Genomic DNA, 23,572 nt, shown 5'->3' on the forward strand with positions numbered 1-23,572 from the left:
GGCCACCCGTCAGTTGCGGTTCTCCGGCCGCCCGCCCAGGTGCTGCGGCCCGAACGCGTCCGGCAGCATGTCGCCCAGCGTACGGAAGCCCGACGGCGTCTCCAGGATGAGCTCCGCGCCGCCGAACTCGTACAGCAGCTGGCGGCAGCGCCCGCACGGCATCAGGACCTCACCCTTGCCGTCCACGCACGTGAAGTGGGTGAGCCGGCCGCCGCCGGTCAGCTGGAGCTGGGAGACGAGGCCGCACTCGGCGCAGAGGCCGAGGCCGTAGGAGGCGTTCTCCACGTTGCAGCCGGCGACCGTCCTGCCGTCGTCGACCAGGGCTGCGGCGCCGACCGGGAACTCCGAGTACGGGGCGTACGCGCGGGACATGGCCTCGCGCGCCGCCTCCCGCAGGGCGTCCCAGTCGGCGTCGGCGGCGATGAACGTCACTTGCCCTGGCCCCTTCGGTACGGCATTCCGTCCGCCTTCGGCATCCGAAGCCGCTGGGCGGAGAGCGAGAGGACCAGCAGGGTCACCACGTACGGGGTGGCGGTGACGACCTGGTTGGGCACCTCGTCGGTCAAGCCGTACCACAGGAACATCAGCGCGGAGACGGCCGCGGTGATCGCCGCGGGCACGTACCGCTTGCGCCAGGCGAGGTAGACCGCACCGATGACCAGCAGGATCGCGAGGAGCAGCAGCAGCGCGTGGACGTTGGTGCCGCCACCCCGGAGCTTCAGGCTGTCGGTGTAACCGAACAGGCCCGCGCCGAGCGCCAGTCCGCCCGGCATCCAGTTGCCGAAGATCATCGCGGCGAGGCCGATGTAGCCGCGGCCGCCGGTCTGGCCCTCCAGGTAGATGTTGGAGGCGACCAGGGAGAGGAACGCGCCGCCGAGACCCGCGAGGCCACCGGAGATGACGACGGCCAGGTACTTGTACTTGTAGACGTTGACGCCGAGCGACTCCGCCGCGATCGGGTTCTCGCCGCAGGAGCGCAGGCGCAGTCCGAACGAGGTGCGCCACAGCACCCACCAGCTCAGCGGCACCATCGCGACGGCGACCACGGTGAGCGGCGACAGGTTGGTGAACAGGCCGCCGAGCAGGCCCGCGAGGTCGGAGACCAGGAACCAGTGCTTGCCGTTGAGGTCCATCAGCCAGTCGGAGAGTCCCGGCACGGAGAAGTCCCCGAGCGAGTCGACGGGCGGCGACTGCTTCGACGTACCGCCCTCCTCGCCCTCGAAGGCGAACGTCGCGAGGTAGCGCGTGACGCCAAGGGCCAGGATGTTCAGGGCGACACCGGAGACGATGTGGTTGACGTTGAAGGTGACCGTGACGATCGCGTGCAGCAGTCCGCCGAGCGCGCCGCCGAGGATCCCGAAGACGACGCCCGCCCACGGGCCCCACTGGAATCCGGCCCAGGCGCCGAACCAGGTGCCGAGGATCAGCATGCCTTCGAGGCCGATGTTGACGACGCCCGCGCGCTCGGCCCAGAGGCCGCCGAGGCCCGCGAGGCCGATCGGCACGGCGAGTTTGAGGGCCGTCGACATCTGTCCGGTGGACGTGATGCCGTCGGCGCCGGTGATGATGCGGACCACGGAGGTCAGCACGAGGACGCCCGCGACGATCAGCAGGACGACGGGGAGCGAGACGCGGCGGCGGCCCGGCGCGGGCTGCTTGGCCGGGGGCTTGGCGACGGTTGCCGTGCTCATCGGGCAGCCACCTCCTTCACGGAGTCGTTGTTGCCGTTGTTGCCGTTGTTGCCGTTCGCCCGTGCGGCGGCGGCCAGTTCCTCACCGACGCGCCGCTGCTGGCGGCTGAGCCCCCAGCGGCGTACGGACTCGGAGGAGACGACGACCGCGATCACGATGAGGCCCTGCATGATCACCGCGATCTCCTTGTCGTACGCGACCGGGGTCGCGTAGTCGAGCGCGGGCGAGGCCTTGTCGAGGAACGCCCAGAGCAGCGCGGCGAGGGCGATGCCGACCGGGTTGTTGCGGCCGAGCAGCGCGATGCCGATGGCGGTGAAGCCGAGTCCTGCCGGGAAGCTGAGGCTGTAGGTGTGGGTGTCGCCGAGCAGGATCGGCAGGCCCGCGAGGCCCGCCATGCCGCCGGAGACCAGCATGGCGGTGAGCACCATGCGCTTGGCGTTGACGCCGGAGGCCGCGGCGGCCGACTCGGAGGCGCCGGTGGCGCGCAGGTCGAAGCCGAACCGGGTGCGGTTGAGGACCAGCCAGTACAGGACGCCCGCGGCGACGGCGACGAACACGAAGCCGTAGACCTCGCCGCCCGCCAGCTTGATGCCGGGGAACCAGCCGGACTTCTCCATCACGCCGGTGGTCTGGTTGTTGCCGACCGGGACGCCGAAGTTGTCGGTCAGGGTGAGGTAGCCGATGACGCTCGTCGCGATGGAGTTGAGCATGATCGTCGCGACGACCTCGCTGACCCCGCGGGTGGTCTTCAGGATGCCCGCGATGCCGGCCCAGAAGGCACCCGTGAGCATGGCGACCACCATGAGCAGCGGGATCTGCAGCGGCGCCGGGAGCGCGACGTGCGCGCCGACGACCGCGGTGATCATCGCGGCGAGGCGGTACTGGCCGTCCACACCGATGTTGAACAGGTTCATGCGGAAGCCGATGGCCACCGCGAGCGCGGCCAGGTAGTACATCCCTGCCTGGTTGAGGGTCAGGACCTGGACGTCGGAGTAGGAGATCTGCGTCAGCATCAGCCGGTACGGCTCGATCGGGCTCTTGCCCGACGCCAGCAGCACGACCGAGGTCAGCGCCACGGCCACGACGAGGGCGATGACCGGCCCGGCCACCGCGAGGAGCACACGCTCCTTGTCGATCTTCTTCATCGGGTCTCGTCCTCCTCGGAGCCGTCACCGGACTCGGGGTGTTCCAGGTGACCGGAGGCGGCACCCGTCATCGCCGACCCCAGCTCCTCCGGCGTGATGGTGGCCGGGTCGGCGTCCGCCACGAGCCGCCCGCGGTAGATGACGCGCAGGGTGTCGGAGAGGCCGATCAGCTCGTCCAGGTCCGCGGAGATCAGCAGTACGGCGAGGCCTTCGCGGCGGGCCTCGCGGATCTGGTCCCAGATCTGCGCCTGCGCGCCGACGTCCACACCGCGGGTGGGGTGGGCGGCGATCAGGAAGCGCGGCTTGTGGCTCATCTCGCGGCCGACGATCAGCTTCTGCTGGTTGCCGCCGGAGAGCGAGGCGGCCGTCACGTCGATGCCGGGCGTACGGACGTCGTACTCCTCGACGATGCGGCGCGTGTCGGCCTGGGCGCTCTTGAGGTCCAGCCAGAACCCCAGCTTCCCGCCCGAGTTCGGCTTCTCGGTGACGTGACCGAGGATGCGGTTCTCCCACAGCGGGGACTCCAGGAGGAGCCCGTGGCGGTGGCGGTCCTCGGGGATGTACCCGATGCCGTCCTCGCGGCGCTTGCGGGTGGGGACGGCCGTGATGTCCTCGCCCGCCATGCGGATCACGCCCGAGTCGGCGTGCTTGAGGCCGATGAGCGCGTCGATCAGCTCGGTCTGGCCGTTGCCCTCGACGCCCGCGATGCCGAGGACTTCGCCCTCGTGGATGGTGAAGGAGATGTCGTCGAGCAGCGCGCGGCCCGAGTCGCCGTCGGCGAGCAGCTTGAGGCTCTCGACCTGGACCATCGGGCGGTCGGTGACCGTCGACTCCGCCGTCTCGGGGGTGGGCAGTTCGCTGCCCACCATCAGCTCGGCGAGCTGGCGCGGCGTCGTCTCGGACGGGATCGCCGTGCCGACCGTCGTGCCGCGCCGGATGACGGTGATGTCGTCGGCGACGGAGAGGACCTCACCCAGCTTGTGCGAGATGAAGATGACGGAGAGGCCCTCGGACTTCAGTTCGCGCAGGTTGTCGAAGAGCGCGTCGACCTCCTGCGGCACGAGGACGGCCGTGGGCTCGTCGAGGATCAGCGTGGTGGCGCCGCGGTAGAGGACCTTGAGGATCTCCACGCGCTGCCGGTCGGCGACGCCGAGGTCCTCCACGTACGCGTCGGGGCGCACCCCGAGTCCGTAACGCTCGGAGATCTCGGCGATTCTGCGCCGGGCCGCGCCGCCGATGCCGTGCAGCTTCTCGCTGCCGAGAACGATGTTCTCCAGGACGGTCAGCTGGTCGGCGAGCATGAAGTGCTGGTGCACCATGCCGATGCCGCGCGCGATCGCGTCGGCGGGGCTCGCGAAGGCGACCTGCTCGCCGTCGACGGTGATGGTGCCCTCGTCCGGCTTCTGCATGCCGTAGAGGATCTTCATCAGGGTCGACTTGCCCGCGCCGTTCTCTCCGACGAGGGCGTGCACGGTGCCCTTGCGGACGGTCAGGTGGATGTCGTGGTTGGCCACGACGCCCGGGAAGCGCTTGGTGATGCCGACTAGTTCGACGGCGACGGGCGGAGGGTTGGTGGACGCGTCGATGGCGCACTCTCCTCGGGGGCCGGAAGGCCTGAAAAGGGCCTGAAGGAAAGGGGCCGCCTACGCGCGCAGTGCCCCTGCTGCTACTGGAAAGTCCCTGCGCGAAATCGCCTCGTTGCAGGGGATGTTGAGATGTGGCCCGCGCGAACGGGGCGCGGGTGAACCATCGTCCCCCACACCCCGTCGCACGAGAATCACGCTGCCGTCACGGCAGTCGGCAAGGCGCCGCGCCTTACGGCGTGGTCCGGCCCTGCAACCGCGCCCTACGGCGTGGTCTTGACCTTGATCTTGCCGCTCTTGATGCCCTCTTCGGCCTTCTTCAGCGCGGCCTGGACGTCCTTCATCTTCTGGAAATCGGGGTTCGAGTCGGCGAGCGCGACACCGCCGGACTTGAGGTCGGCGCGGACGACGCCGCCCTTCGCGCTGCCGTCCTCGACGGCCTTCGCGAGGTTGTAGACCGAGCCCGCGACGTCCTTGGTCGCCGAGGTCAGGATGTACTTCTTGTACTTGGCGAGCGCGTCCTGCTTGTACTGGTCGGAGTCGACGCCGATCGCCCAGACCTTCTTGGCGGCGGCGGCCTCGATGACGCCCTGACCGGAGAGGCCGGCGGCGTGGTAGACCACGTCGGCGCCCTTCTCGATCTGGCCCTGGGCGGCGGTCTTGCCCTTGTCGGGGCTGGAGAAGCCGCCGTCCTCGGCCTTCTCCGTCAGGTACTGCTTGACGACCTTGACCTTGGGGTCGGTGTCCTTGACGCCCTGCGCGAAGCCCGCCTCGAACTTGTGGATGAGGGGGACGTCCACGCCGCCGACGAAGCCGACGGTCTTGGACTTGGTGGTCTTGGCAGCGACGACGCCCGCGAGGTAGGACGCCTCCTGCTCGCTGAAGACCAGGTCGGAGACGTTGTCGGCCTTGACCGTCTCGTCGTCGACGATGCCGAAGGTGGTCTTCGGGAACTTCGCCGCGACCTCCTTGATGGCCGGCGCGTACGCGTAGCCGACGCCGATGACCGGGTTGTAGCCCTGCTTGGCGAGCAGCGTCAGCCGCTGCGCCTTGTCGGCGTCCGACTCGCCGTCGACCGGCTCGATGGCCTTCTCGCCGGTCTTGAACTCCTTGGCCGCCTTCTTCATGCCGACGGTCGCGGCGTCGTTGAAGGACTGGTCGCCGGCGCCGCCGACGTCGTAGGCGATGGCGATGCCCTTGTTCTTGTCGTCCTTGCTCGCGGCGGCGTCGCTGGACGTGCCACCACAGGCGGAGACGGTTACGGCAAGAGCGGCGGTCGCGGCGCCCGCGACAGCTATTCGAGACACCCGGCGCATAGAGACGAACTCCTTGAGTCAAGCAAGCACAAGCACGTACAAGCAAGCATCGGCGCCTACCTGGCGCTGATTTCGCCGCAGCGTAACGCGCGTAGACCTGACATAAGAACCCTTCTGTCCGCTCCGTTATCGAGCTGTGGCCACCGGATGTCGGGCACCCGAACGGCAAGTGGGCGCCCCCTTCAGAGGGAGCGCCCAGCAGCCGCAGCGGGTACTACGTAAAACGTGTGCGGATCACGCCCTACGGGTTGATCTTGACCTTGACCTTCCCGCTGACGATGTCCTTCTTGGCCTTCTCCACCGCGGCGACGACGTCCTTCATCGCGGCGTACTTCGGGTTCGAGTCGGAGAAGCCGACACGGCCGGACTTGAGGTCGTAGCGCTGCTCGCCCTTCATCGGCTCGCCCTCGACGACCGACTTCGTCAGGTCGTACACCGCGCCGCCGACGTCCTTGAAGGCGGAGCCGAGGATGTACTGCTTGTACTTGGCCAGCGCCTTCTGCCGGTACTGGTCGGAGTCGACGCCGATCGCCCACTTCTTCTGCGACCCGACCTCCTGGATGACGCCCTGGCCCGACAACCCCGCGGCGTGGTAGATCACGTCGGCGCCCGCCTCGATCTGCCCGCTCGCGGCGTTCTGTCCGCGGTCCGGACTGGAGAATCCGCCCTCCTCGGGCTTTTCCGTCAAATACCGCTTCTCGATTTTGATCTTGGGATTGACGGACTTCACGCCCTGCACGAATCCGGCCTCGAATTTGTGGATGAGCGGAATGTCCACACCGCCCACGAATCCCACGTGCTTGGCCTTGCTCACCTTCGCCGCGGCGACGCCCGCGAGATAGGAGCCCTGCTCCTCGTGGAAGACCAGGTCGACGACGTTGTCCGCCTTCACGGTGTTGTCGTCGATGATCCCGAAGGTCGTCTCAGGGAACTTCTTCGCTGCGGCCTGCACCGCGGGCGCGTAGACGAAACCGACGCCGACTACCGGGTCGTAGCCCTGCTGGGCGAGCTGTTCGAGGCGCTGGACCTTGTCGGCGCTCGACTCGCCGTCACCCGGCTCCATGTCCACGCCACCGATCTTGAACTCCTTGCGGGCCTTGGCGTACCCCGCGTAGGCGGCGTCGTTGAAGGACTGGTCGCCCTTCCCGCCGATGTCGTACGCGAGGCCGACGCCCTTCGCCTTGTACGAGGACGAGCCCCCGGAGCCCTTGTCCTTGCCGTCGTCGTCCTGCGACGCCTCGCTGCTGGTCTTTCCGCAGCCGACCGCCGCGAGGACGAGGACGGCGAGTGTCGCGGTGATGTGAGTGGCGCGTGATGCCCGGGCGCGAGCTGGTCGCGGCCGGCGGGATTGCGAAGAGAGACGACGCACAGGAAGCACCCCTTGATCGCCAACGCGCCGCGTACGACGCTGATTTCGGCGCACATTAACGCGCGTAGAAAGGGAGGGGAACGGGTTTTCGCGGTGCCGTTACCTTGTTGTGCTTTTCGCCCGCCTCTTGCGGCACCGCACACGCATTCCCTTCCCTGCCCTGTCCCTATGGGCCCTTGCGGCCCTTACGGCGCCGTCACCCCTGACGGGCACAGGACGTGAGGCGATCGGCGAACGCGACGATGAGGTCGCGCAGTTCGGCGGGGCGCTCGACGACGAACGGCCGGTCGAGTGAGGCGAGTACGGGAGGCAACCAGTCGAGCCGCTCCGCCCGCAGCTCGACGCGCAGCCAGCGCGCGCCCGCCGGGGCCTGGCCGGGCGCGGGCCCTCGCTCGGGCTCCTGCTCCTGCCCCTGCTCCTGCTCCTGCTCCTGCTCCTGCTCCTGCTCCTTCAGGATCGCGACGCTGGCGGGGAGGCGCGCGCGGATCTGCTCGACCGTCCCGTGGATCCGCATGATCACCTCGTGCCGGTACTCCGCCGTGGCGAATCCCGACAGCACGCGCTGGGCCGGACCGGGACCGGCGGGCGCTTCGAATGAGCCGGGCAGGGTCCGTGCGTCCACGATGCGATCGAGCCGGAGGGTGCGGTCCTCGCCGACCCGGGCGTCCCGGCCCGTCACGTACCACCGGCCCGCATGGGCGACGATCCCGTACGCGTGCAGGGTGCGTTCGCTGCGCCGTCCTTCGCGGTCGGTGTAGCGGACCGAGACCGGTCGGCGGTGGCGCACCGCGTCGGCGATGGTGAGCAGCAGCCCGGCGTCCGGGTGGTCCAGCTCGCCGGGGTGGTCCGTGAAGGCGAGGGCTTCCAGGAGTGTGTCGAGCCGGCGGGCGATGTGCTTGGGGAGCACCCGCCGGATCTTCGCCGACGCCGTCTCGTTCGCCGTGCGCTCCGTCGTGGTCAGTCCTGCTGCCCGGCGACCGGCGACCAGGCCGAGCAGCACGGCGAGCGCCTCGTCGTCGCTGAGCATGAGCGGAGGCAGGCGGTACCCGGGAGCCAGCCGGTACCCGCCGTAGCGGCCGCGCACCGACTCCACTGGCACGTCCAGGTCGACCAGTTGGTCCACGTACCGCCGCACGGTGCGTCCGTCGACGCCGAGCCGGTCGGCGAGCTCGGCCACCGTGCGGGTGCCGCCCGACTGCAACAGCTCCAGGAGGGTCAGCACGCGGCCGGTGGGTCGGGACATGTTCGCAGCCTAATGCGAATACAGGACGGATTCTGTCCTCTATCTCTCCTAGCCTGCGACTGCACGCCTTCAGCGATGTGTACGCCTTTGGCGATGCATACGCCTTCAGCGATGCGTACGCCTTCCGCACAGCCCAGGAGATTCCCATGGACTTCGTCTCGATCCGCATCATCACCAGCAACGTCGCACGCCTCGTCGACTTCTACGAGCGGGCCACGGGGATGCGGGCGGTACGGGCCACCGAGGACTTCGCCGAACTCAGGACCGCGGGCGCGACCCTCGCGATCGCCGGCACCCGCACCGTCCCGCTGTTCGCCCCTGGATCCGCCCGCCCGGCGGACAACCACAGCGTGATCACCGAGTTCCTCGTCGACGACGTGGACCGCGTGCACCAGAACCTCACCGGCTTCGTCACCGACTTCGTCAACGAGCCCACCACGATGCCCTGGGGCAACCGGTCGCTGCTGTTCCGCGACCCCGACGGCAACCTCGTCAACTTCTTCACCCCCGTCACCCCGGAGGCGATCGAAAAGTTCGCACGCTGACGCGACCAGGGGCGCCACCAGGAGGGCGGGACGCCACGCCTACCGCACCGCGTCCAACATCGCGGCGGCGGTGAAGAGTTCGACTCCCGCGGTGATCGCCGACTCGTCGACGTCGAAGTCGCCCTGGTGGAGGTCCCTGACGGTGCGCTCCCCCGGCTCGCGCACACCGAGCCGGGCCATGGCTCCGGGCACCCGCTCCAGGTACCAGGAGAAGTCCTCGCCGCCGAGGCTCTGCTCGGTGTCCTCGACCGACTGCGGGCCGCGCCGCGCCGCCATGGCGTCACCCAGCAGATCGGTGACCACCGGGTCGTTGACGACGGGCGGCACTCCGCGGATGTAGTTGATCTCGGACTTGGCGCGGTAGAGGTCGGCGATCTCCTGGACCGCCCCGTGCACCAGGTCGGGCGCGTCACGCCAGGCCCTGAGGTCGAGGCAGCGCACGGTGCCGGAGAGCTCGGCGCGCTGCGGGATGACGTTGGGCGCGTGGCCCGACTCGATGCGGCCCCAGGTCAGCGAGAGCCCCGAGCGGGCGTCGACGCGCCGGCCGACCAGGGCGGGGACCTCGACGGCGACCTTGGCGGCGGCGGTGACGAGGTCGGTGGTCAGGTGCGGTCGCGCGGTGTGCCCGCCGGGCCCGGCGAGTGAGACCTCCAGGCGGTCGCAGGCGGAGGTGATCGGCCCGTGCCGCAGTCCGATGCGGCCCGCGTCGACGCGGGGATCACAGTGCACGGCGATGATCCGGCCGACGCCGTCCAGGGCGCCCGACTCGATGGCGTCGGTCGCGCCGCCCGGCAGCACCTCCTCGGCGGGCTGGAAGATCAGCCGTACGGGATGGGGCAGCTCCCCCTTCGCGGCGAGCCCGGCGAGCACGAGCCCGGCGCCCAGGACGACGGTGGTGTGCACGTCGTGCCCGCAGGCGTGGGCGCGGTCGGGCACGGTGGAGCGGTAGGGCACGCCCAGCTTGGTGTCCGGGATGGGCAGCGCGTCGATGTCGGCACGCAGGGCGAGCATGGGCCGTACGCCGTCCCAGTCCCCGACGTCGCAGATGAGCCCCGTACCCCCGGCGAGCACATGGGGCGCGAGGCCCGCCTCCTCCAGCCGCGCCTTGAGGGCCGCGGTGGTACGGAACTCCTGGTTGCCGAGCTCGGGATGCATGTGCAAGTCGCGCCGGAAGGCGACGAGTTCGGCGCGCAGCGCTTCGGGCAGCGCGCCGGGGAGCAGGTCCGCCGGGGCGGACGCCGATCCGGTCACGTCGTCGGACACGCTTGTGCACACGTCTTCGGACACCTCTTCGGACGCATGGGACATCAGTTGGTTCACCCTTTGAAGGGTAAGGCGACGCACCGGCCAACTGACCCGCGATCAACAAAAGTTCAGCCCGTTAGGGGAAGAATTTCTGGCCGCGTGGCGCATGACCGTTGGTCGCGATGGGTAAACTTTCAGGCCGCCACGGAGGATGCGTAAGCCGTGCGGCGCCTGTAAGGCGGCGCGCACCCCCGGTCTACGCCTTGTGCGCGAGGAGCTGGACCTCCTGGAACTGGCGCTTGTCGGTCGGGGTCGGCTCGATCACCAAGCGGGACGTCTCCGTCAGTCCCTGTTCGCGCAGGAGTTCGGCGAAGCGGTCGGGGGACCAGCGGTAGGCCGTCGCGACCACGTGGTCGTAGGACTGCGTCTCGTGCTCGGGGCCGTCGGTGGCGGGGAACTCGATCAGCAGGTGCCCGCCGGGGGCGAGGACCCGGGCCGTCTCGGCCAGGATGGCGGGCAGCTCCGGCGGCGGGGTGTGAATGACGGACCACCGTGAAAGCACCCCGCCGAGTACGCCGTCCTCGATGTCCAGCGCGGCCATGGAGCCGACCTCGAACCGCAGCCCGGGGTGTGCCTCGCGTGCGAGGTCGACCATCACGGGCGACGCGTCGACGCCGAAGGCGTTCAGGCCGAGGCTGTGGAGGTGGGCGGTGAGGTGGCCGGGCCCACAGCCGAGGTCCGCGACCTCGCGGACTACGTTGCCGTCGCCGCTACCGCTGCCGCCGCCGCTCGTCCGCACCAGCTCGGCGAAGGCGCTCAGCAGGGCGCGCTCCAAGGGGCGGTCGAGCAGCGCCGGGTCGTGGAACATCTGCGCGTAGGTCGGGGCGATGGCGTCGTAGGCGTCGCGGGTGGTGTGCAGGGTGTCGGATGCGGTCATCCGGAGACGGTAACGGAGGCGGTCGGCGAGACGCCCACCATTTCGGCCACCCGGTGGCCCCTCCAGCCGCGACAATGAGCCGGTGTCCGTCGTCCGTACCCGGGAGGAGACCGGCCAGCCATGACCGAGGACAGCAGCTCCGCGCCGACCTGGCGGGACGGCGCCCCCGGCGTCCTCGCGTTGCCGTCCGGGCGGGTCGTCCGGGGACGGGGGTTGCGGCAGCCGTTGCCCGGTGGGGAGCTGCCCGACTTCGGCGTGTACCTGCTGGGGAAGCCGCCGCCCGACCTGCCCTGGGAGTCGCGCTGGCTGCGGTGGCCCGACTTCCGGCTGCCCAGTGACCGGGGGGCGGCCCGCACGCTGCTGCGGGAGGCGTGGGAGCGGTCCTGTGGCGAGCGGGTCGAGGTCGCCTGTGGCGGCGGACGTGGGCGGACCGGGACCGCGCTCGCCTGTATCGCCGTTCTCGACGGGGTGCCCGCCGGGGACGCCGTCACCTTCGTGCGGCGCCATTACGACCGGCGCGCGGTCGAGACCCCCTGGCAGCGGCGGTACGTGGAGCGCTTCACCCCGTAGGCGTCACATCACGGTGTCACATCACGGTGTCACGCCGGTGCCACGTGCCCCACCGACCTCAAGCGGTGCACGTCCCGTGCCGTTCCTGTCACCCCGGACAGGAAGCCCTGGGCCCGCGGCGACGCCGTCTCGGTGAGCCAGGCCGGGTCGATGTCGCAGACCGCCACCTTCACCTCCGTACCGGCCAGGGCCAGCGGCAGGGTGTGGACGACGGTCGAGGGGAAGCTGAGGATCGTGCGGCCGATGGGGCCCCTGCGGGCGATGAGTTCCAGGGGGAGGTCCGGGCGGACTACCTGGAGGCCCGTCTCGACCGCCAGGCGGTGCAGCTTCTCGGAGCTTTCGCGGCGGTGGGCGAAGTAGCGGGTGGCGCCGTGCGTGCGGGACAGTGCGCGGACCGCCTCCACGTACCGGTCCGGGTCGACCACACCCGTCTCGACCAGCGACGTGCCGACCAGGTCGGCGCCCTTGCTGACCCGGGGCGGGCCGAAGCGCTCCCTGGTCCAGGCGAAGGCGTTGAACGTGACCCGTACGCCGTCCGGCGCGCTCTCGATCGGCATGGCGGAGAAGACCTCCACGGTGCGCGTCCCGCCGGGCGTGAGGCGGCGCCGCGCCGACGCCGAGACCGGGGCGAAGACCAGGTCACGGGGGCCGGGCCGGCCGCCCTTGCGGTGCCAGCGCTGCAGGCGTTCGCCGCAGGCCAGCTGCGCGATGAACTCCATCGTGGCCGTGCCGTCGTCGACCACGACCAGGGAGCGGGCGCGGGTGATGGTGAGGAGGAGCTGTACGTAGCGGGAGAACGGGTCGCCTATGACGACCCGGTCGGCCCTGCGCAGGGCGCCGGTGAGCCCCCCGACGGTCTGGAAGGGAGCCGTCGCGCCGCCGCGTGCCTCCTCCCAGCGGACCTCCACGCCCTCGTCGCGGGCGAGCTGCGCCATGCGGCGCAGCTGGCCTCGCGTCATGGGGTCGTTCGGGGAGAGGACGACGACGGTGAGGCCCCCGGCCGGGCCGGTCGCGGCCGCGGCGTGCGCCCACTCGAGGACGTTGAGGAGCTGGACCGGGCTCTCCACGAAGGCGAGCGTGGTCGCCGCCCTGCCCGGGGCTGCCGTGGTGTCGGCGCCCGGGGCTGCCGTGGTGTCGGCGCCTCGGCCGACTCGGGGGCTCATCGTTGTGTGTCCGTCTCCCGTTGGATCGGGCCGCGGTTCAGACCGCGACCGGCTCGGCGTCGGCGGTCTCCGAATCGGCGACGACGCCGGCCACGCGGCGCAGCTTCTTCATCGGGCCGAGCTCCGACTCGTAGACCTTCTTGACGCCGTCACCGAGGGACGCCTCGATGGTGCGGATGTCGCGGACGAGGCGGGTGAGGCCCTGCGGCTCGACGGAGGCGGCCTGGTCGGAGCCCCACATCGCGCGGTCCAGGGTGATGTGGCGCTCGACGAAGGTGGCGCCGAGGGCGACGGCGGCGAGCGTGGTCTGCAGGCCGGTCTCGTGGCCGGAGTAGCCGATCGGGACGTTCGGGTACTCGGCCTGGAGGGTGTTGATCACGCGGAGGTTGAGCTCCTCGGCCTGCGCCGGGTACGTCGACGTGGCGTGGCACATGAGGATGTTGTCCGAGCCGAGTACCTCCACCGCGTGGCGGATCTGCTTCGGGGTGGACATGCCGGTCGAGAGGATGACCGTGCGGCCGGTGGCGCGCAGGGCGCGGAGCAGCTCGTCGTCGGTGAGCGAGGCGCTCGCGACCTTGTGCGCGGGCAGGTCGAACTTCTCCAGGAAGGCGACGGCCTCGGTGTCCCACGGTGAGGCGAACCAGTCGATGCCGCGCTTGGCGCAGTGCTCGCTGATGGCCTGGTACTCGGACTCGCCGAACTCCACGCGGTGGCGGTAGTCGATGTACGTCATCCGGCCCCAGGGCGTGTCGCGCTCGATGTCCCACTGGTCGCGGGGGGTGCAGATCTCCGGGGTGCGCTTCTGGAACTTGACCGCGTCGCAGCCCGCCTCGGCGGCCACGTCGATCAGCTTGAACGCGTTCTCCAGGTCACCGTTGTGGTTGATGCCGATCTCACCGGTGATGTAGACGGGCTGGCCGGGGCCGGCCGTCTTCGAACCGAAGCGGCGCAGGCGGGAGTTGGCGCCGATGGAGGTGACGGTGGTGTGGGAGGTCATGGCAGGAACGTTCCTTAACTGTGGAGGGAGTCGAGAGAGGGGCCGAGGATCCAGGTGGCGATCTCCCGGATCGCGCCTTCACCGCCGGGGACGGTGGTGACCGCGCGGGCCGCGCCGCGCACGACGTCGTGGGCGCTTGCGACCGCCACGGGCCAGCCCACGAGGGCGAAGCACGGGAGGTCGTTGACGTCGTTGCCGACGTAGAGCACGCGCTCGGGCGCGATGCCCTGCTCCTCGCACCACTGCTTGAGTGCGAGGTCCTTGCGGTCGATGCCGTGCAGGACGGGAAGCTTCAGCTTCCTGGCGCGCGCGGCGACGACCGGGTTCTGTTCCGTGGACAGGATCAGCATGTTCAGGCCGCTCCTGCGGAGGGCCGCGATGCCGAGGCCGTCCCCGCGGTGCACGGAGACGAACTCCCGTCCTTCGGAGTCGACCAGCACCCTGTCGTCGGTCTGGGTGCCGTCGAAGTCGAGGACGACCGCGTCGATGTCGGCCGCGGTGGGGAGGGCGGTGCCGCCTGCCGGGCGGTCCGCGTCGAAGAGGGGGGCGAGCGCGCGGGCCCTTGCGAGGTCGTGCGGGTCGTCGACCTCCAGGACGCGGGCGGGGTCGGTGCGGACCGGTTCGGTGCGGCCGAAGAATCGGTGCTTCTCGGTGCGGAAGCCCGCCGCGTCCATCGCGTAGGCGGCGCCGGTCTCCAGGAGGTCCTGGGGGCGGTCCTGGCGGCGCGGGCGGAACGATTTGTCGTGGTTGACGCCGTAACCGCCGCTGGTGCGCGTCGCGTTGGTGAGGGTCGCGGTGCCGCCCCGCGCGTCCGTGCGCTGCGCGGGGACCTCGGCGGCGCCGTCCGTGGCGTCGTCCGCCGCGTCGCGCCAGATGAAGCCGTGGAAGGGCGCGACCGTGACGGCCGTGTCCGCGCCGTTCTCGGCGACCGCCGAAGCGACTCCGTCGACGTCCTCGCGGGTGAGGAAGGGGCTGGTGCACTGCACGAGGAGGACGACGTCCACGGCCGCGCCGTGCAGCGCCTCGTGGGCGTCCATGGCGTGCAGTACGGCGGCCTCGCTGGTCGCCGTGTCACCGGCGATGGCGGCGGGGCGCAGGACCACTTCGGCGCCGGCCGCGCGGGCGGCCTCGCCGATCACCTGGTCGTCCGTCGAGACGACGACGTCGGTGACGAGGCGGGCGGCCAGGCACTCGCGCACGGCGCGCACCACGAGGGGTACGCCGCCGACCGGGGCGAGGTTCTTGGCGGGTACGCCCTTGGAGCCGCCGCGGGCGGGGATGACGGCGAGCACGCGGCGGGGCTGCGTACCGGCTTGGCCGGGGTGGGACATGGGGGCTCCTTGGAGGGGGTGGGGGCTCACGGCTCGCCGTCCTGCCGGTGCGGGGGGCTCACAGCTCGCCCATCCGCCGGATGACGGGGGCCACGCGCTGCACTCCGTGGCGGTAGGCGCCGCGGGCCGCGCGGCGCACGATCTGCCGTACGGGCCCGGGGTCCTTGTCGGCCGCGGGGGCGCCCGGCAGCGGTGCGCCGTCGGGGCCGAGGTGGTGGCGGGCGAGGATGCCGGGCAGATAGCCGCGGGCGGTGGTGAGGCTGTAGTAGGGCGCGAGGGGCGCGAGGCTCCCCGCGGCCGCGTCGGCGAGCAGCTCCCGGACCCGCTCGCGCGCCGTGTCGAAGGCCTTGTCGTACGCGCCGTCGGCGGCGACGCCCTGCCGTGCCAGCCACCGCGCGTCGGGCTCCGGGAGGTGGCCCGCGTCCAGCTGGTCCCAGGAGGCGAGGCAGCCGGAACCGGTGAAGTGGTGGTTGCCGAGCGCCTCGCGCACCCCGAGGTCGGTGAGGACGGCGGTGGGGATGCGGCGGTGCAGGGATTCGAGCGCGGCCGTGGAGGAGACGGTGACCAGGAGGTCGGTGCGGTCCAGGACCTCGCCCATGTGCCCGTAGACGAGGCGGCAGTTGGCGGGCAGGCCGCCGTCGATCCGTTGCGCCAGCTTCTGGTAGGGCAGCTCCTCGATGTGCGTGGTGTGCTCGCCGGGCTTGCTGCGCAGCTTGAGCAGGACCTCGCGCTCGGGGTGGCGGCGGGCGTGCTCGGTGAGCCTGCGCAGCAGGTAGGTGCGGTGTGCGGCGGTCTCGGGGACGGAGGGCTGGGCGGCGAAGACGACGGTGTAGGGGTCGTTCTCGCGGTAGGGCGCGCCGCCGAGGAACGGCAGCGCCGCCTCCGTCACCGCCGACGCGTCGGCGCCCACCCCCTCGTACACCGCGCGGAACCGCTCCGCGTCCTGGCGGGAGTTGGCGAGGACGATGTCCGCGCCGTGGCGCAGGAGGAGGCCGTCGGCGAGCTTCTCGTAGACGACGCCGACATAGCCGGTGACGACCACGGGGCGCTTCCTCGCGCTCCCGGTGAGGCGGGCGTCCTCGGTGACGCGGGCGAGTCCGTGCAGCAGCGCCTGGACCGCCCCGCCCACCAGGGCGAGCACGATCAGGTCGGGCGCGTCCCGCTCCACCTCGCGCAGGAACTCGACAGCGGTGACCTCGCGCAGGGAGTCCGCGCTGATGCCCACCTCGTCGAGCTGGCGGGGTGTGGGGGTGGCCCGGCCGCGGAGCAGGTACCCACTGAGCCGGTGACCTTCGGGGTCACGGCCTTCGGGGGCACCGCCGTCGGACCGAGCGCCCGATACGATGCGGTTCGCGGTGAGAGCGCCCCATTTCCATCGCGTATCGGAGTCGGCGAGTACGGCTACCCGCAGCGGGTTCTGGTTGCTTGCTGGCACGTCCCAGACGCTAGGAATACATTTCGATTCGCGGCCCAACTCAGGTGCAACAAACGGTTAACAGCATGCCGACGAACGGCGAATCGGCCCGGGAACGGCTTTACCGGCGGCCCGGTTAACCATTCCGCCACGCGTCGTTCACCTGCCATCCCACTGCGGGTCGACACGAATGACGGGCCGACACCTAGCGTCACCCACGTGGTTAAGCTCTCCGTCATCGTGCCGTTCTACAACGTGCAGCAATACGCGCCCGACACCTTGAGGAGTCTGCGCGCGAACGCGCGTGACGACTTCGAATTCATTCTCGTCGACGACTGCTCGCGCGACGAGACTCCGGACATCCTGGAGCGTGCGGCGCGCGAGCTTCCCGGCGCCATCCACCTCCGACACGAGATCAACGGCGGCCTCGCGACCGCCCGCAACACGGGCCTCGACGCGGCGAGCGGCGAGTACCTCACCTTCCTGGACGGCGACGACTGGCTCGCCCCCGGCTACTTCACTCAACTCGTCGCCGCCATCGAGGAGTTGGGCTGCGACTTCGTGCGCACCGACCATGTGCAGTGCACCGCGCGCGCCCGCAGCGTGCACCGCGTCCCGCACGGCAGGCGCGGCGTCGTACTGAATCCGCGCGACGTCATCCTGCCCGCCGACCGCTCGACGTCCGTCGACTACGCGTACGCCTGGGCGGGCATCTACCACCGCCGCCTCGCCGACCGGGGACTTCTGCACTTCACCGACGGCCTGCGCACCGCCGAGGACCGGCCGTGGATCTGGCGACTGCACCGCGAGGCGGAATCCTTCGCGGCGGTGGGCCTTCTCGGCGTGTTCTACCGGCGCGGTGTCGCCTCGTCGCTGACACAGATCGGCGATGTGCGCCAGCTCGATTTCATCAAGGCATTCGACCAGGTGATACGGGAAACGGCGGCGGACCGGGACGCGGACGAACTCCTGCCGAAGGCCGTACGCACCTACTGCGCGATCATCTCCCACCATTTGGGATCCATCGAAAGGTTCGAGCCATCCGTGGCGCGGAAATTGAAGTCAATGAGTGCGGCCGCGCTGAAGCGGATGCCGCAGGGCGTTCTCGACGACGCGCTCGACTCCATGGACGTCCAGCGGGCGACCCGGCTGCGCAGGCTGCGCCGGCGCCCGGCGTCCGCGGAGGTGGCCGCGTGATGGCGACCCCTGAGACCCCCTCCGAGGCGACCCCGCAGGCGCCCGCACGGGCCACGCCCCGTACGACGCAGATCTTCATGGCGTCCACGCTGTACGGCGTCGCGACGCTCGCCGCCGCCCTGGACGCCGGCCGCTTCGGCCCCGCGGACCGGCGCATCCTCCTGGTCAGCAACAACGCGGCGACGCCCGAGACGACGCCCGCTCTCGACACGATGCCCGGGTTCGCGCGGCTGCGCGGCCGGTTCGACGACGTGCGGTCCTGGAACGAGACGATCGCCCCTTTCCACCCGGGCGGCTGGGCCCCGCGCGGCGACGACGTCGTGCTGTGGGAGCGCTACATCCGGCTGCTCTGGGACCTCGGTGACGACGAGATCGAGCTCGCCGTCGAGTCCATCCAGGTCAACCCCGCGCTCGCCCTCGCGCAGATCTTCACCGGCGTCCCCGTGGACGTCTACGCCGACGGCCTGATGAGCTACGGCCCCACCCGCAACAAGATCGACCCGCTGGTCGGCACCCGCGTGCGGCGCCTGCTCCACCTGGACCTGGTGCCCGGGCTCACCCCGCTGCTCCTCACCGAGTTCGGGGTCGCCCCGGAGATCGTGCCGACCGACGCGTTCGTCGCCGTACTGGAAGAACTGTCGGGGGACGACGGCGCGGGCCCGGCGGGCGACCTGCCCGGCCTCGAGGGCTCCGCCCTCGTCCTTGGACAGTACCTCTCCGCGCTCTCCATCCTCACCGCCGAGGAAGAGGAGGAGCTGCACATCCGCATGGTGCGCGGCGCCGCCGAACTGGGCCACACGCAGGTGGTGTTCAAGCCCCATCCCACGGCGCCGGCCCGCTGGTCGCGCGCCCTGGAGAAGGAGGCGCGGGAGATCGGTGTCGAGCTGACGGTGCTCGACACGCCGGTGCTCGCCGAGGTGCTCTACCGGCGGATGCGGCCCGCGCTCGTCGTCGGCTGCTTCTCCACGGCGCTGCTCACGGCGTCCGCGCTGTACGGCCTGCCCGCCGCCCGCACCGGCACGGACCTCCTCCTGGAACGGCTCGCGCCCTACCAGAACAGCAACCGCGTACCGGTCACCATCGTCGACGCGCTGCTGCCCGAGCTCACCGACCGCGCCGCGGTCACCGCGCAGGAACCCGGCCTGACCGTCGGCGAGTTGACCAACCTCCTCAAGGCGGTCGGCTTCGCGATGCAGCCGCAGATATACCCGCGGCTGCGCCCCGACGCCGAGCGCTACCTCGCGCGGAACCTCACCACCGCGACCTGGCGCTACTTCAAGCGGCGCCGCCTCACCGCGCTCGCGCTGCCCGGCGCCCTCCCCTCGCAGCTCGCCTTCATCCCGCGCAACGCGGCGGTCCGCCGCGTCGCCCGCCGCGCGCGTTCGGTGCAGCGCTCGCTCAAGCGGACCGCGCTCGGATGACGTCTTCCGACACCACCCTCCCGATACGGTCCGCGGGAGCCGAACCCGCCGCGGACCCCGTCGCCGGAACCGGCGTGGAGACCTCCGCCCTGTCCGCTCCCCCTGCGGTCCCCGCCGCAAGGACCGCCCGCGCCAGGCCCCGCCTCCGCGCCCTGGACGGGCTGCGCCTGGTCGCCGCGCTCATGGTCGCCGCGTACCACTACGGCGGCCGCGACGGCGAGATATCCCAGGCCTGGGGCAGCTCGCCCAGGGAGCAGTTCCCGACGGCCAGTGAGTGGTTCGCGTACGGCTGCCTGGGCGTGCAGATCTTCTTCGTGATCAGCGGCTTCGTCATATGCATGAGCGGCTGGGGCAGGCCCCTGCGCTCGTTCTTCGCGTCCCGCGCGTCCCGGCTGCTGCCCGCCTACTGGGTGGCGATCGTCCTGGTGACAGCCGTCTTCGCGCTGCCCGCCGTCGCGTACAGGACGGTCTCACCCAGCGACACGCTGGTGAACCTCACCATGCTGCAACAGCCGCTCGGCGCCGACCGGGTCCTCGGCGTCTGCTGGACGCTCTGGGCGGAGCTGCGCTTCTACGCGCTGTTCGCCCTCTGTGTGGTCCTGCCGGGCGCCGCCCGCGCGCGCGTCGTGCTGTTCTGCGCGGTGTGGACGCCGTCCGCGGCCGTCGCGGAGGCCGCGAACCAGCCGCTGCTCGACGTGGTCCTGATGCCTGAGTACGCGCCGTTCTTCATCGGCGGCGTCGGCATCTACCTCCTCCACCGCGACCGCCGCGACCTCACCGCGTGGGGCATCACGGGCGTCAGCTGGCTGATCGGCCAGCACTACGCGGTCGGCCAGCTGTGGCACGCGCCCAACCCGGACTTCTTCTCCTACCGCTCGGCGTCCGTGATCATCGCGGTGGTGACGGCGGGTTTCGCGGCGGTGCTCCTGATCGCGCTCGGCCACCTGGACCGGGTCGACTGGCGCTGGCTGACGGTGGCCGGCGCGCTGACGTACCCCTTCTACCTGGTGCACGAGCACCTGGGCTGGGTGACCGTGGAGGCGCTGCACCGGCACCTGGGGCTGCCCTCGTACGCGACGTTCGGCCTGACCATCGCCGCGATGCTGCTCCTCGCGTGGCTCCTGAACCGGTACGTGGAGGCGCGGCTGACCCCGCTGATCCGCAAGGGACTGAGCCGGGACCTCACTCCCCACAAGTAGTCAGCGTCACTCCCACCCCCGCCACCACCACCGCGAGCCCCGCCTCGAACCCCTCCTCGGGCGCGCCGAACATCTCCTCGCCCGCCGCCGACGACAGCCGCCTGTACACGGCGATCTGCCCGCTGCCCGGGACGGATGACTTCCAGCTGACCGCCCAGTTCCCCGCCGGGACCACGCCCGACCTCTCCCTCCGGGGCGTACGGGAACTCGTCGCCGCCCGCACGCACTTGGACGCCGACGACGTGACGGAGCTCCGCTGGGTCTCCGACTTCCGGCCGCGCGCGGCGCTCGCGGACCGCTTCCGCGAGGGCCGCGTCTTCCTGGCGGGCGACGCGGCGCACGTCCACTCGCCCGCCGGCGGCCAGGGCCTGAACACCAGCGTCCAGGACGCCTACAACCTGGGCTGGAAGCTGGGCGCGGTGCTGCGGCACGGCGCGCCCGAGGCGCTGCTCGACACGTACGAGGAGGAGCGGCGGCCCAACGCCGAGCAGATGCTGGGCCTGTCCACCCGCATCCACCGCGGCGAGGCGAGGCGCGGCGCGGCCACCCGGCAGCTCGGCATCGGCTACCGCGCGTCGTCACTGGCGGTGGAGACCCGCACGGGCCTGTCCGATGACGAGGTGCGGGCGGGCGACCGGGCGCCGGACGGCCCGTGCGGCGGGGATGGCGCGGATGACTCGGATGGCTCGGACGGCTCGGACGGCACTGGCACCCTGTTCGACGCGTTCCGGGGCCCGCACTTCACGCTTCTCGCGGTGGGTGCGGACGCGGAACTGCCGTCGCCTGACGCGAAGTTGGTCCGCGTCCACCACGTCCCCGGTCACGAGCCGTACGGGAAGGGGCTGTTCCTGGTCCGGCCGGACGGTTACGTGGGCTGGGCGGGGGCGGACGCGCGGGACGGGCTCATGGAGTACCTGGCGCGGTGCGGGTGTTGACCTCAAGCGCGCTTGTGGTTCTAGGTTCCGGTGCATGACCAGTTTCGCGTACTCACACAGCGACGAGGACCTCGTCGGCCAGCCCGTCGGCTACTGGAGCTCGGCGGCGGGCGCGGCCGTCGTCCACCACATCCGCACCACCCTCGCCGGCCTCGGCCTCACCCAGCCCCAGTGGTGGGTCCTCAACCAGCTCCTCCAGGCCCCCGGAGGACGCCCGCGGGACGAGGTCGTCACGGTCCTGCAGGGCTATCTGGAGGTCGGCGAGGGCGCCCTGCACCATGACATCGGGGCCCTGCGCGACCGCGGCCTGGTCAGCGAGGACTCCACGGGTGCCCTCGCTCTCACCGACGAGGGGCGCACGCTGAGGGACCGCGTGGCCGAGCGCCAGCAGGAGCTGCGCGCCCAGATCCACGAGGGCATCACGGACGAGGACTACGTCCGCACGCTGAAGGTCCTCCAGCGGATGATCCACAACGTGGGCGGCTCGGCCTGGCACCACTGAGCGAGCACCCTGGAGCGGGCGGACCGCAGCCGCGCACGCTCGCCAGAGGCGGTCGGCGGCATCGGCGAGCGACGACTCATGCACTGTCACAGCCATGTCAGCCTTCTTTCGAGAGCACTCTTCATGAGCGTGACCACCCCCACGGGCATTCCGCTCCGGATCACCCGTTCGAGACCCCCAAGCCCCCCTCAGAACGCATCCGTCGGCACGTACGCCCCCCACACCTCCCGCAGCGCGTCGCACACCTCGCCCACCGTGGTTCGTGCCCGGAGCGCGTCCTTCATGGGAGGGAGGACGTTGGCCTCTCCCTTCGCCGCCTCCTTGAGGGCGGTGAGCGCGGTGCGGACCGCCGTCGCGTCGCGTTCCTCGCGGAGCCGGGCGAGGCGGGCCGACTGCTGTGCCTCGATGGCGGGGTCGACGCGCAGCGGTTCGTACGGTTCCTCCTCGTCGAGGCGGTAGCGGTTGACGCCGACCACCACGCGTTCGCCGCTGTCCGTCTCCCGCGCGATGCGGTAGGCGTTGCGTTCGATCTCGCCCTTCTGGAAGCCCTGTTCGATGGCGTGCACCGCGCCGCCCAGGTCCTCGACGCGCCGCATCAGGTCCAGGGCCGCCGCCTCCACGTCGTCCGTCATGCGCTCGACGACGTACGACCCGGCGAAGGGGTCCACGGTGGCGGTCACGTCCGTCTCGTACGCGAGGACCTGCTGGGTGCGCAGGGCCAGGCGGGCCGACGTGGCGGTGGGCAGGGCGATCGCCTCGTCGAAGGAGTTGGTGTGCAGGGACTGGGTGCCACCGAGCACCGCGCCGAGGCCCTGGACGGCGACGCGGACGAGATTCACCTCGGGCTGCTGGGCGGTGAGCTGGACGCCCGCCGTCTGCGTGTGGAAGCGCAGCATCAGGGACTTCGGGTTCCGCGCGCCGAACTCCTCGCGCATCACGCGGGCCCAGATGCGCCTGGCCGCACGGAACTTGGCGACCTCCTCCAGGATCGTCGTACGCGCCACGAAGAAGAAGGAGAGGCGCGGCGCGAAGTCGTCCACGTCCATGCCGGCCGCGACCGCCGTACGGACGTACTCGATGCCGTCGGCCAGCGTGAAGGCGATCTCCTGCACGGGTGAGGCGCCCGCCTCCGCCATGTGGTAGCCGGAGATCGAGATGGTGTTCCACCGGGGGATCTCGGCCCGGCAGTACCGGAAGGTGTCCGCGACGAGCCGGAGCGACGGCTGGGGCGGGAAGATGTACGTGCCGCGCGCGATGTACTCCTTGAGCACGTCGTTCTGGATCGTGCCGGTCAGCTTGGAGGCGGCGATGCCCTGCTCCTCGGCGACCAGTTGGTAGAGGAGGAGCAGCAGCGCGGCGGGGGCGTTGATCGTCATCGACGTGGAGACCTTGTCCAGCGGGATCCCGCCGAACAGGACGCGCATGTCGTCGAGCGAGTCCACGGCGACGCCCACCTTGCCGACCTCGCCGCTCGCGATCGGCGCGTCGGAGTCGTGGCCCATCTGGGTCGGCAGGTCGAAGGCGACGGACAGGCCGGTCGTGCCGTGCTCGATGAGCTGGCGGTAGCGGGCGTTGGACTCGGCGGCGGTACCGAATCCGGCGTACTGGCGCATCGTCCAGGGGCGGCCGGTGTACATCGTCGGGTAGACGCCGCGGGTGAAGGGGTACGCGCCGGGGGCGCCGAGCTTCTCCGCCGGGTCCCATCCCGCCAGGTCCTCGGGGCCGTACACGGGTTCGATGGGCAGTCCGGACTCCGACTCGTGTGTCAT

General features: G+C 71.0%; 21 protein-coding genes and 1 pseudogene. 7 read left to right on the plus strand and 15 right to left on the minus strand.

Going from position 1 to position 23,572, the window contains the following annotated elements; genetic code table 11:
* Positions 1-9: 9 nt before the first annotated feature.
* The 7 genes from ACFVYR_RS17725 to ACFVYR_RS17755 form a co-directional block, all read right to left on the minus strand.
* A complete protein-coding gene (locus ACFVYR_RS17725; protein WP_384262532.1) occupies positions 10-432 on the minus strand; it encodes a cytidine deaminase in 423 nt (140 codons plus the stop codon).
* Entirely contained in the window at positions 429-1,691 is a 1,263-nt protein-coding gene (locus ACFVYR_RS17730; protein ID WP_384262529.1) for an ABC transporter permease, read from the minus strand. The genes ACFVYR_RS17725 and ACFVYR_RS17730 overlap by 4 nt, the downstream gene beginning before the upstream one ends.
* Positions 1,688-2,836 carry an ABC transporter permease gene (locus ACFVYR_RS17735; protein WP_384262527.1) on the minus strand — a complete coding sequence of 383 codons (1,149 nt, stop codon included), beginning with the start codon at positions 2,834-2,836 and terminating at the stop codon, positions 1,688-1,690. Before ACFVYR_RS17735 ends, ACFVYR_RS17730 begins: the two co-directional genes overlap by 4 nt.
* Positions 2,833-4,422: an ABC transporter ATP-binding protein gene (locus ACFVYR_RS17740; RefSeq protein WP_384262539.1), complete on the minus strand. Its 1,590-nt coding sequence runs from the start codon at positions 4,420-4,422 to the stop codon at positions 2,833-2,835. Before ACFVYR_RS17740 ends, ACFVYR_RS17735 begins: the two co-directional genes overlap by 4 nt.
* A gap of 260 nt (positions 4,423-4,682) precedes the next feature.
* A complete protein-coding gene (locus ACFVYR_RS17745) occupies positions 4,683-5,735 on the minus strand; it encodes a BMP family protein (protein WP_384262524.1) in 1,053 nt (350 codons plus the stop codon).
* Positions 5,736-5,976: 241 nt separating this feature from the next.
* Complete coding sequence (locus ACFVYR_RS17750) at positions 5,977-7,035, minus strand: BMP family protein (protein ID WP_384262538.1); 1,059 nt, start codon at positions 7,033-7,035, stop codon at positions 5,977-5,979.
* A gap of 265 nt (positions 7,036-7,300) precedes the next feature.
* Entirely contained in the window at positions 7,301-8,347 is a 1,047-nt protein-coding gene (locus ACFVYR_RS17755; RefSeq protein ID WP_384262522.1) for a helix-turn-helix transcriptional regulator, read from the minus strand.
* Positions 8,348-8,493: 146 nt separating this feature from the next.
* Here ACFVYR_RS17755 and ACFVYR_RS17760 point away from each other — a divergent pair, with 146 nt between their 5' ends.
* Entirely contained in the window at positions 8,494-8,892 is a 399-nt protein-coding gene (locus tag ACFVYR_RS17760) for a VOC family protein (RefSeq protein ID WP_384262519.1), read from the plus strand.
* Between the two features lie 39 nt (positions 8,893-8,931).
* On the opposite strand, the gene ACFVYR_RS17765 is transcribed toward ACFVYR_RS17760, so the two are convergent.
* Both ACFVYR_RS17765 and ACFVYR_RS17770 read right to left on the minus strand, forming a co-directional pair.
* Positions 8,932-10,212, minus strand: a complete 1,281-nt coding sequence (locus ACFVYR_RS17765; RefSeq protein ID WP_384262517.1) for an amidohydrolase — start codon at positions 10,210-10,212, stop codon at positions 8,932-8,934.
* A gap of 181 nt (positions 10,213-10,393) precedes the next feature.
* The gene (locus ACFVYR_RS17770) at positions 10,394-11,074 is read right to left on the minus strand and encodes a class I SAM-dependent methyltransferase (protein WP_384262515.1); all 681 of its coding nucleotides are present in this window, start codon (positions 11,072-11,074) and stop codon (positions 10,394-10,396) included.
* A 120-nt stretch (positions 11,075-11,194) separates the two neighbouring features.
* Between ACFVYR_RS17770 and ACFVYR_RS17775 the strand changes: the two genes are divergently transcribed.
* The gene (locus ACFVYR_RS17775) at positions 11,195-11,644 is read left to right on the plus strand and encodes a protein-tyrosine phosphatase family protein (RefSeq protein WP_384262513.1); all 450 of its coding nucleotides are present in this window, start codon (positions 11,195-11,197) and stop codon (positions 11,642-11,644) included.
* Positions 11,645-11,673: 29 nt separating this feature from the next.
* On the opposite strand, the gene ACFVYR_RS17780 is transcribed toward ACFVYR_RS17775, so the two are convergent.
* From ACFVYR_RS17780 to ACFVYR_RS17795, 4 genes are read right to left on the minus strand one after another with little or no spacing between them, the layout of a single operon-like run.
* A complete protein-coding gene (locus ACFVYR_RS17780) occupies positions 11,674-12,807 on the minus strand; it encodes a hypothetical protein (RefSeq protein WP_384262510.1) in 1,134 nt (377 codons plus the stop codon).
* A 37-nt stretch (positions 12,808-12,844) separates the two neighbouring features.
* The gene (locus ACFVYR_RS17785; protein ID WP_384262508.1) at positions 12,845-13,804 is read right to left on the minus strand and encodes an N-acetylneuraminate synthase family protein; all 960 of its coding nucleotides are present in this window, start codon (positions 13,802-13,804) and stop codon (positions 12,845-12,847) included.
* Positions 13,805-13,818: 14 nt separating this feature from the next.
* On the minus strand, positions 13,819-15,135 hold the full coding sequence (locus ACFVYR_RS17790; protein ID WP_384262506.1) for a cytidylyltransferase domain-containing protein: 1,317 nt from the start codon (positions 15,133-15,135) through the stop codon (positions 13,819-13,821).
* 58 nt (positions 15,136-15,193) lie between these two features.
* Complete coding sequence (locus ACFVYR_RS17795) at positions 15,194-16,570, minus strand: DUF6716 putative glycosyltransferase (RefSeq protein WP_384262503.1); 1,377 nt, start codon at positions 16,568-16,570, stop codon at positions 15,194-15,196.
* 198 nt (positions 16,571-16,768) lie between these two features.
* Here ACFVYR_RS17795 and ACFVYR_RS17800 point away from each other — a divergent pair, with 198 nt between their 5' ends.
* The 3 genes from ACFVYR_RS17800 (at position 16,769) to ACFVYR_RS17810 (ending at position 20,366) form a co-directional block, all read left to right on the plus strand.
* Positions 16,769-17,746 carry a glycosyltransferase family 2 protein gene (locus ACFVYR_RS17800; protein WP_384262501.1) on the plus strand — a complete coding sequence of 326 codons (978 nt, stop codon included), beginning with the start codon at positions 16,769-16,771 and terminating at the stop codon, positions 17,744-17,746.
* A 77-nt stretch (positions 17,747-17,823) separates the two neighbouring features.
* Entirely contained in the window at positions 17,824-19,167 is a 1,344-nt protein-coding gene (locus ACFVYR_RS17805) for a polysialyltransferase family glycosyltransferase (RefSeq protein ID WP_384262536.1), read from the plus strand.
* On the plus strand, positions 19,164-20,366 hold the full coding sequence (locus ACFVYR_RS17810; RefSeq protein ID WP_384262499.1) for an acyltransferase family protein: 1,203 nt from the start codon (positions 19,164-19,166) through the stop codon (positions 20,364-20,366). The genes ACFVYR_RS17805 and ACFVYR_RS17810 overlap by 4 nt, the downstream gene beginning before the upstream one ends.
* On the opposite strand, the gene ACFVYR_RS17815 is transcribed toward ACFVYR_RS17810, so the two are convergent.
* Positions 20,350-20,541: a hypothetical protein gene (locus tag ACFVYR_RS17815; RefSeq protein WP_384262542.1), complete on the minus strand. Its 192-nt coding sequence runs from the start codon at positions 20,539-20,541 to the stop codon at positions 20,350-20,352. The two genes, ACFVYR_RS17810 and ACFVYR_RS17815, sit on opposite strands and share 17 nt — an antisense overlap.
* Between ACFVYR_RS17815 and ACFVYR_RS17820 the strand changes: the two are divergent.
* Positions 20,459-21,301: pseudogene (locus tag ACFVYR_RS17820) on the plus strand (FAD-dependent monooxygenase); the annotation flags it as partial. The gene ACFVYR_RS17815 and the pseudogene ACFVYR_RS17820 sit on opposite strands and share 83 nt — an antisense overlap.
* A gap of 34 nt (positions 21,302-21,335) precedes the next feature.
* On the plus strand, positions 21,336-21,803 hold the full coding sequence (locus ACFVYR_RS17825) for a MarR family winged helix-turn-helix transcriptional regulator (RefSeq protein ID WP_384262497.1): 468 nt from the start codon (positions 21,336-21,338) through the stop codon (positions 21,801-21,803).
* A gap of 188 nt (positions 21,804-21,991) precedes the next feature.
* On the opposite strand, the gene ACFVYR_RS17830 is transcribed toward ACFVYR_RS17825, so the two are convergent.
* Entirely contained in the window at positions 21,992-23,572 is a 1,581-nt protein-coding gene (locus tag ACFVYR_RS17830; protein ID WP_384262494.1) for a methylmalonyl-CoA mutase, read from the minus strand.

It is taken from the genome of Streptomyces sp. NPDC058284 (assembly GCF_042881135.1).
In the GTDB taxonomy this organism is placed as follows: domain Bacteria; phylum Actinomycetota; class Actinomycetes; order Streptomycetales; family Streptomycetaceae; genus Streptomyces.

Excerpts from the sequence above, each read along its gene's own strand:
- ACFVYR_RS17730 (WP_384262529.1), bottom strand. The coding sequence starts at position 1,691 with ATGAGCACGGCAACCGTCGCCAAGCCCCCGGCCAAGCAGCCCGCGCCG.
- ACFVYR_RS17735 (WP_384262527.1), bottom strand. The coding sequence starts at position 2,836 with ATGAAGAAGATCGACAAGGAGCGTGTGCTCCTCGCGGTGGCCGGGCCG.
- ACFVYR_RS17745 (WP_384262524.1), bottom strand. The coding sequence starts at position 5,735 with ATGCGCCGGGTGTCTCGAATAGCTGTCGCGGGCGCCGCGACCGCCGCT.
- ACFVYR_RS17755 (WP_384262522.1), bottom strand. The coding sequence starts at position 8,347 with ATGTCCCGACCCACCGGCCGCGTGCTGACCCTCCTGGAGCTGTTGCAG.
- ACFVYR_RS17760 (WP_384262519.1), top strand. The coding sequence starts at position 8,494 with ATGGACTTCGTCTCGATCCGCATCATCACCAGCAACGTCGCACGCCTC.
- ACFVYR_RS17770 (WP_384262515.1), bottom strand. The coding sequence starts at position 11,074 with ATGACCGCATCCGACACCCTGCACACCACCCGCGACGCCTACGACGCC.
- ACFVYR_RS17775 (WP_384262513.1), top strand. The coding sequence starts at position 11,195 with ATGACCGAGGACAGCAGCTCCGCGCCGACCTGGCGGGACGGCGCCCCC.
- ACFVYR_RS17780 (WP_384262510.1), bottom strand. The coding sequence starts at position 12,807 with ATGAGCCCCCGAGTCGGCCGAGGCGCCGACACCACGGCAGCCCCGGGC.
- ACFVYR_RS17785 (WP_384262508.1), bottom strand. The coding sequence starts at position 13,804 with ATGACCTCCCACACCACCGTCACCTCCATCGGCGCCAACTCCCGCCTG.
- ACFVYR_RS17790 (WP_384262506.1), bottom strand. The coding sequence starts at position 15,135 with ATGTCCCACCCCGGCCAAGCCGGTACGCAGCCCCGCCGCGTGCTCGCC.
- ACFVYR_RS17805 (WP_384262536.1), top strand. The coding sequence starts at position 17,824 with ATGGCGTCCACGCTGTACGGCGTCGCGACGCTCGCCGCCGCCCTGGAC.
- ACFVYR_RS17810 (WP_384262499.1), top strand. The coding sequence starts at position 19,164 with ATGACGTCTTCCGACACCACCCTCCCGATACGGTCCGCGGGAGCCGAA.
- ACFVYR_RS17825 (WP_384262497.1), top strand. The coding sequence starts at position 21,336 with ATGACCAGTTTCGCGTACTCACACAGCGACGAGGACCTCGTCGGCCAG.
- ACFVYR_RS17830 (WP_384262494.1), bottom strand. The coding sequence starts at position 23,572 with ATGACACACGAGTCGGAGTCCGGACTGCCCATCGAACCCGTGTACGGC.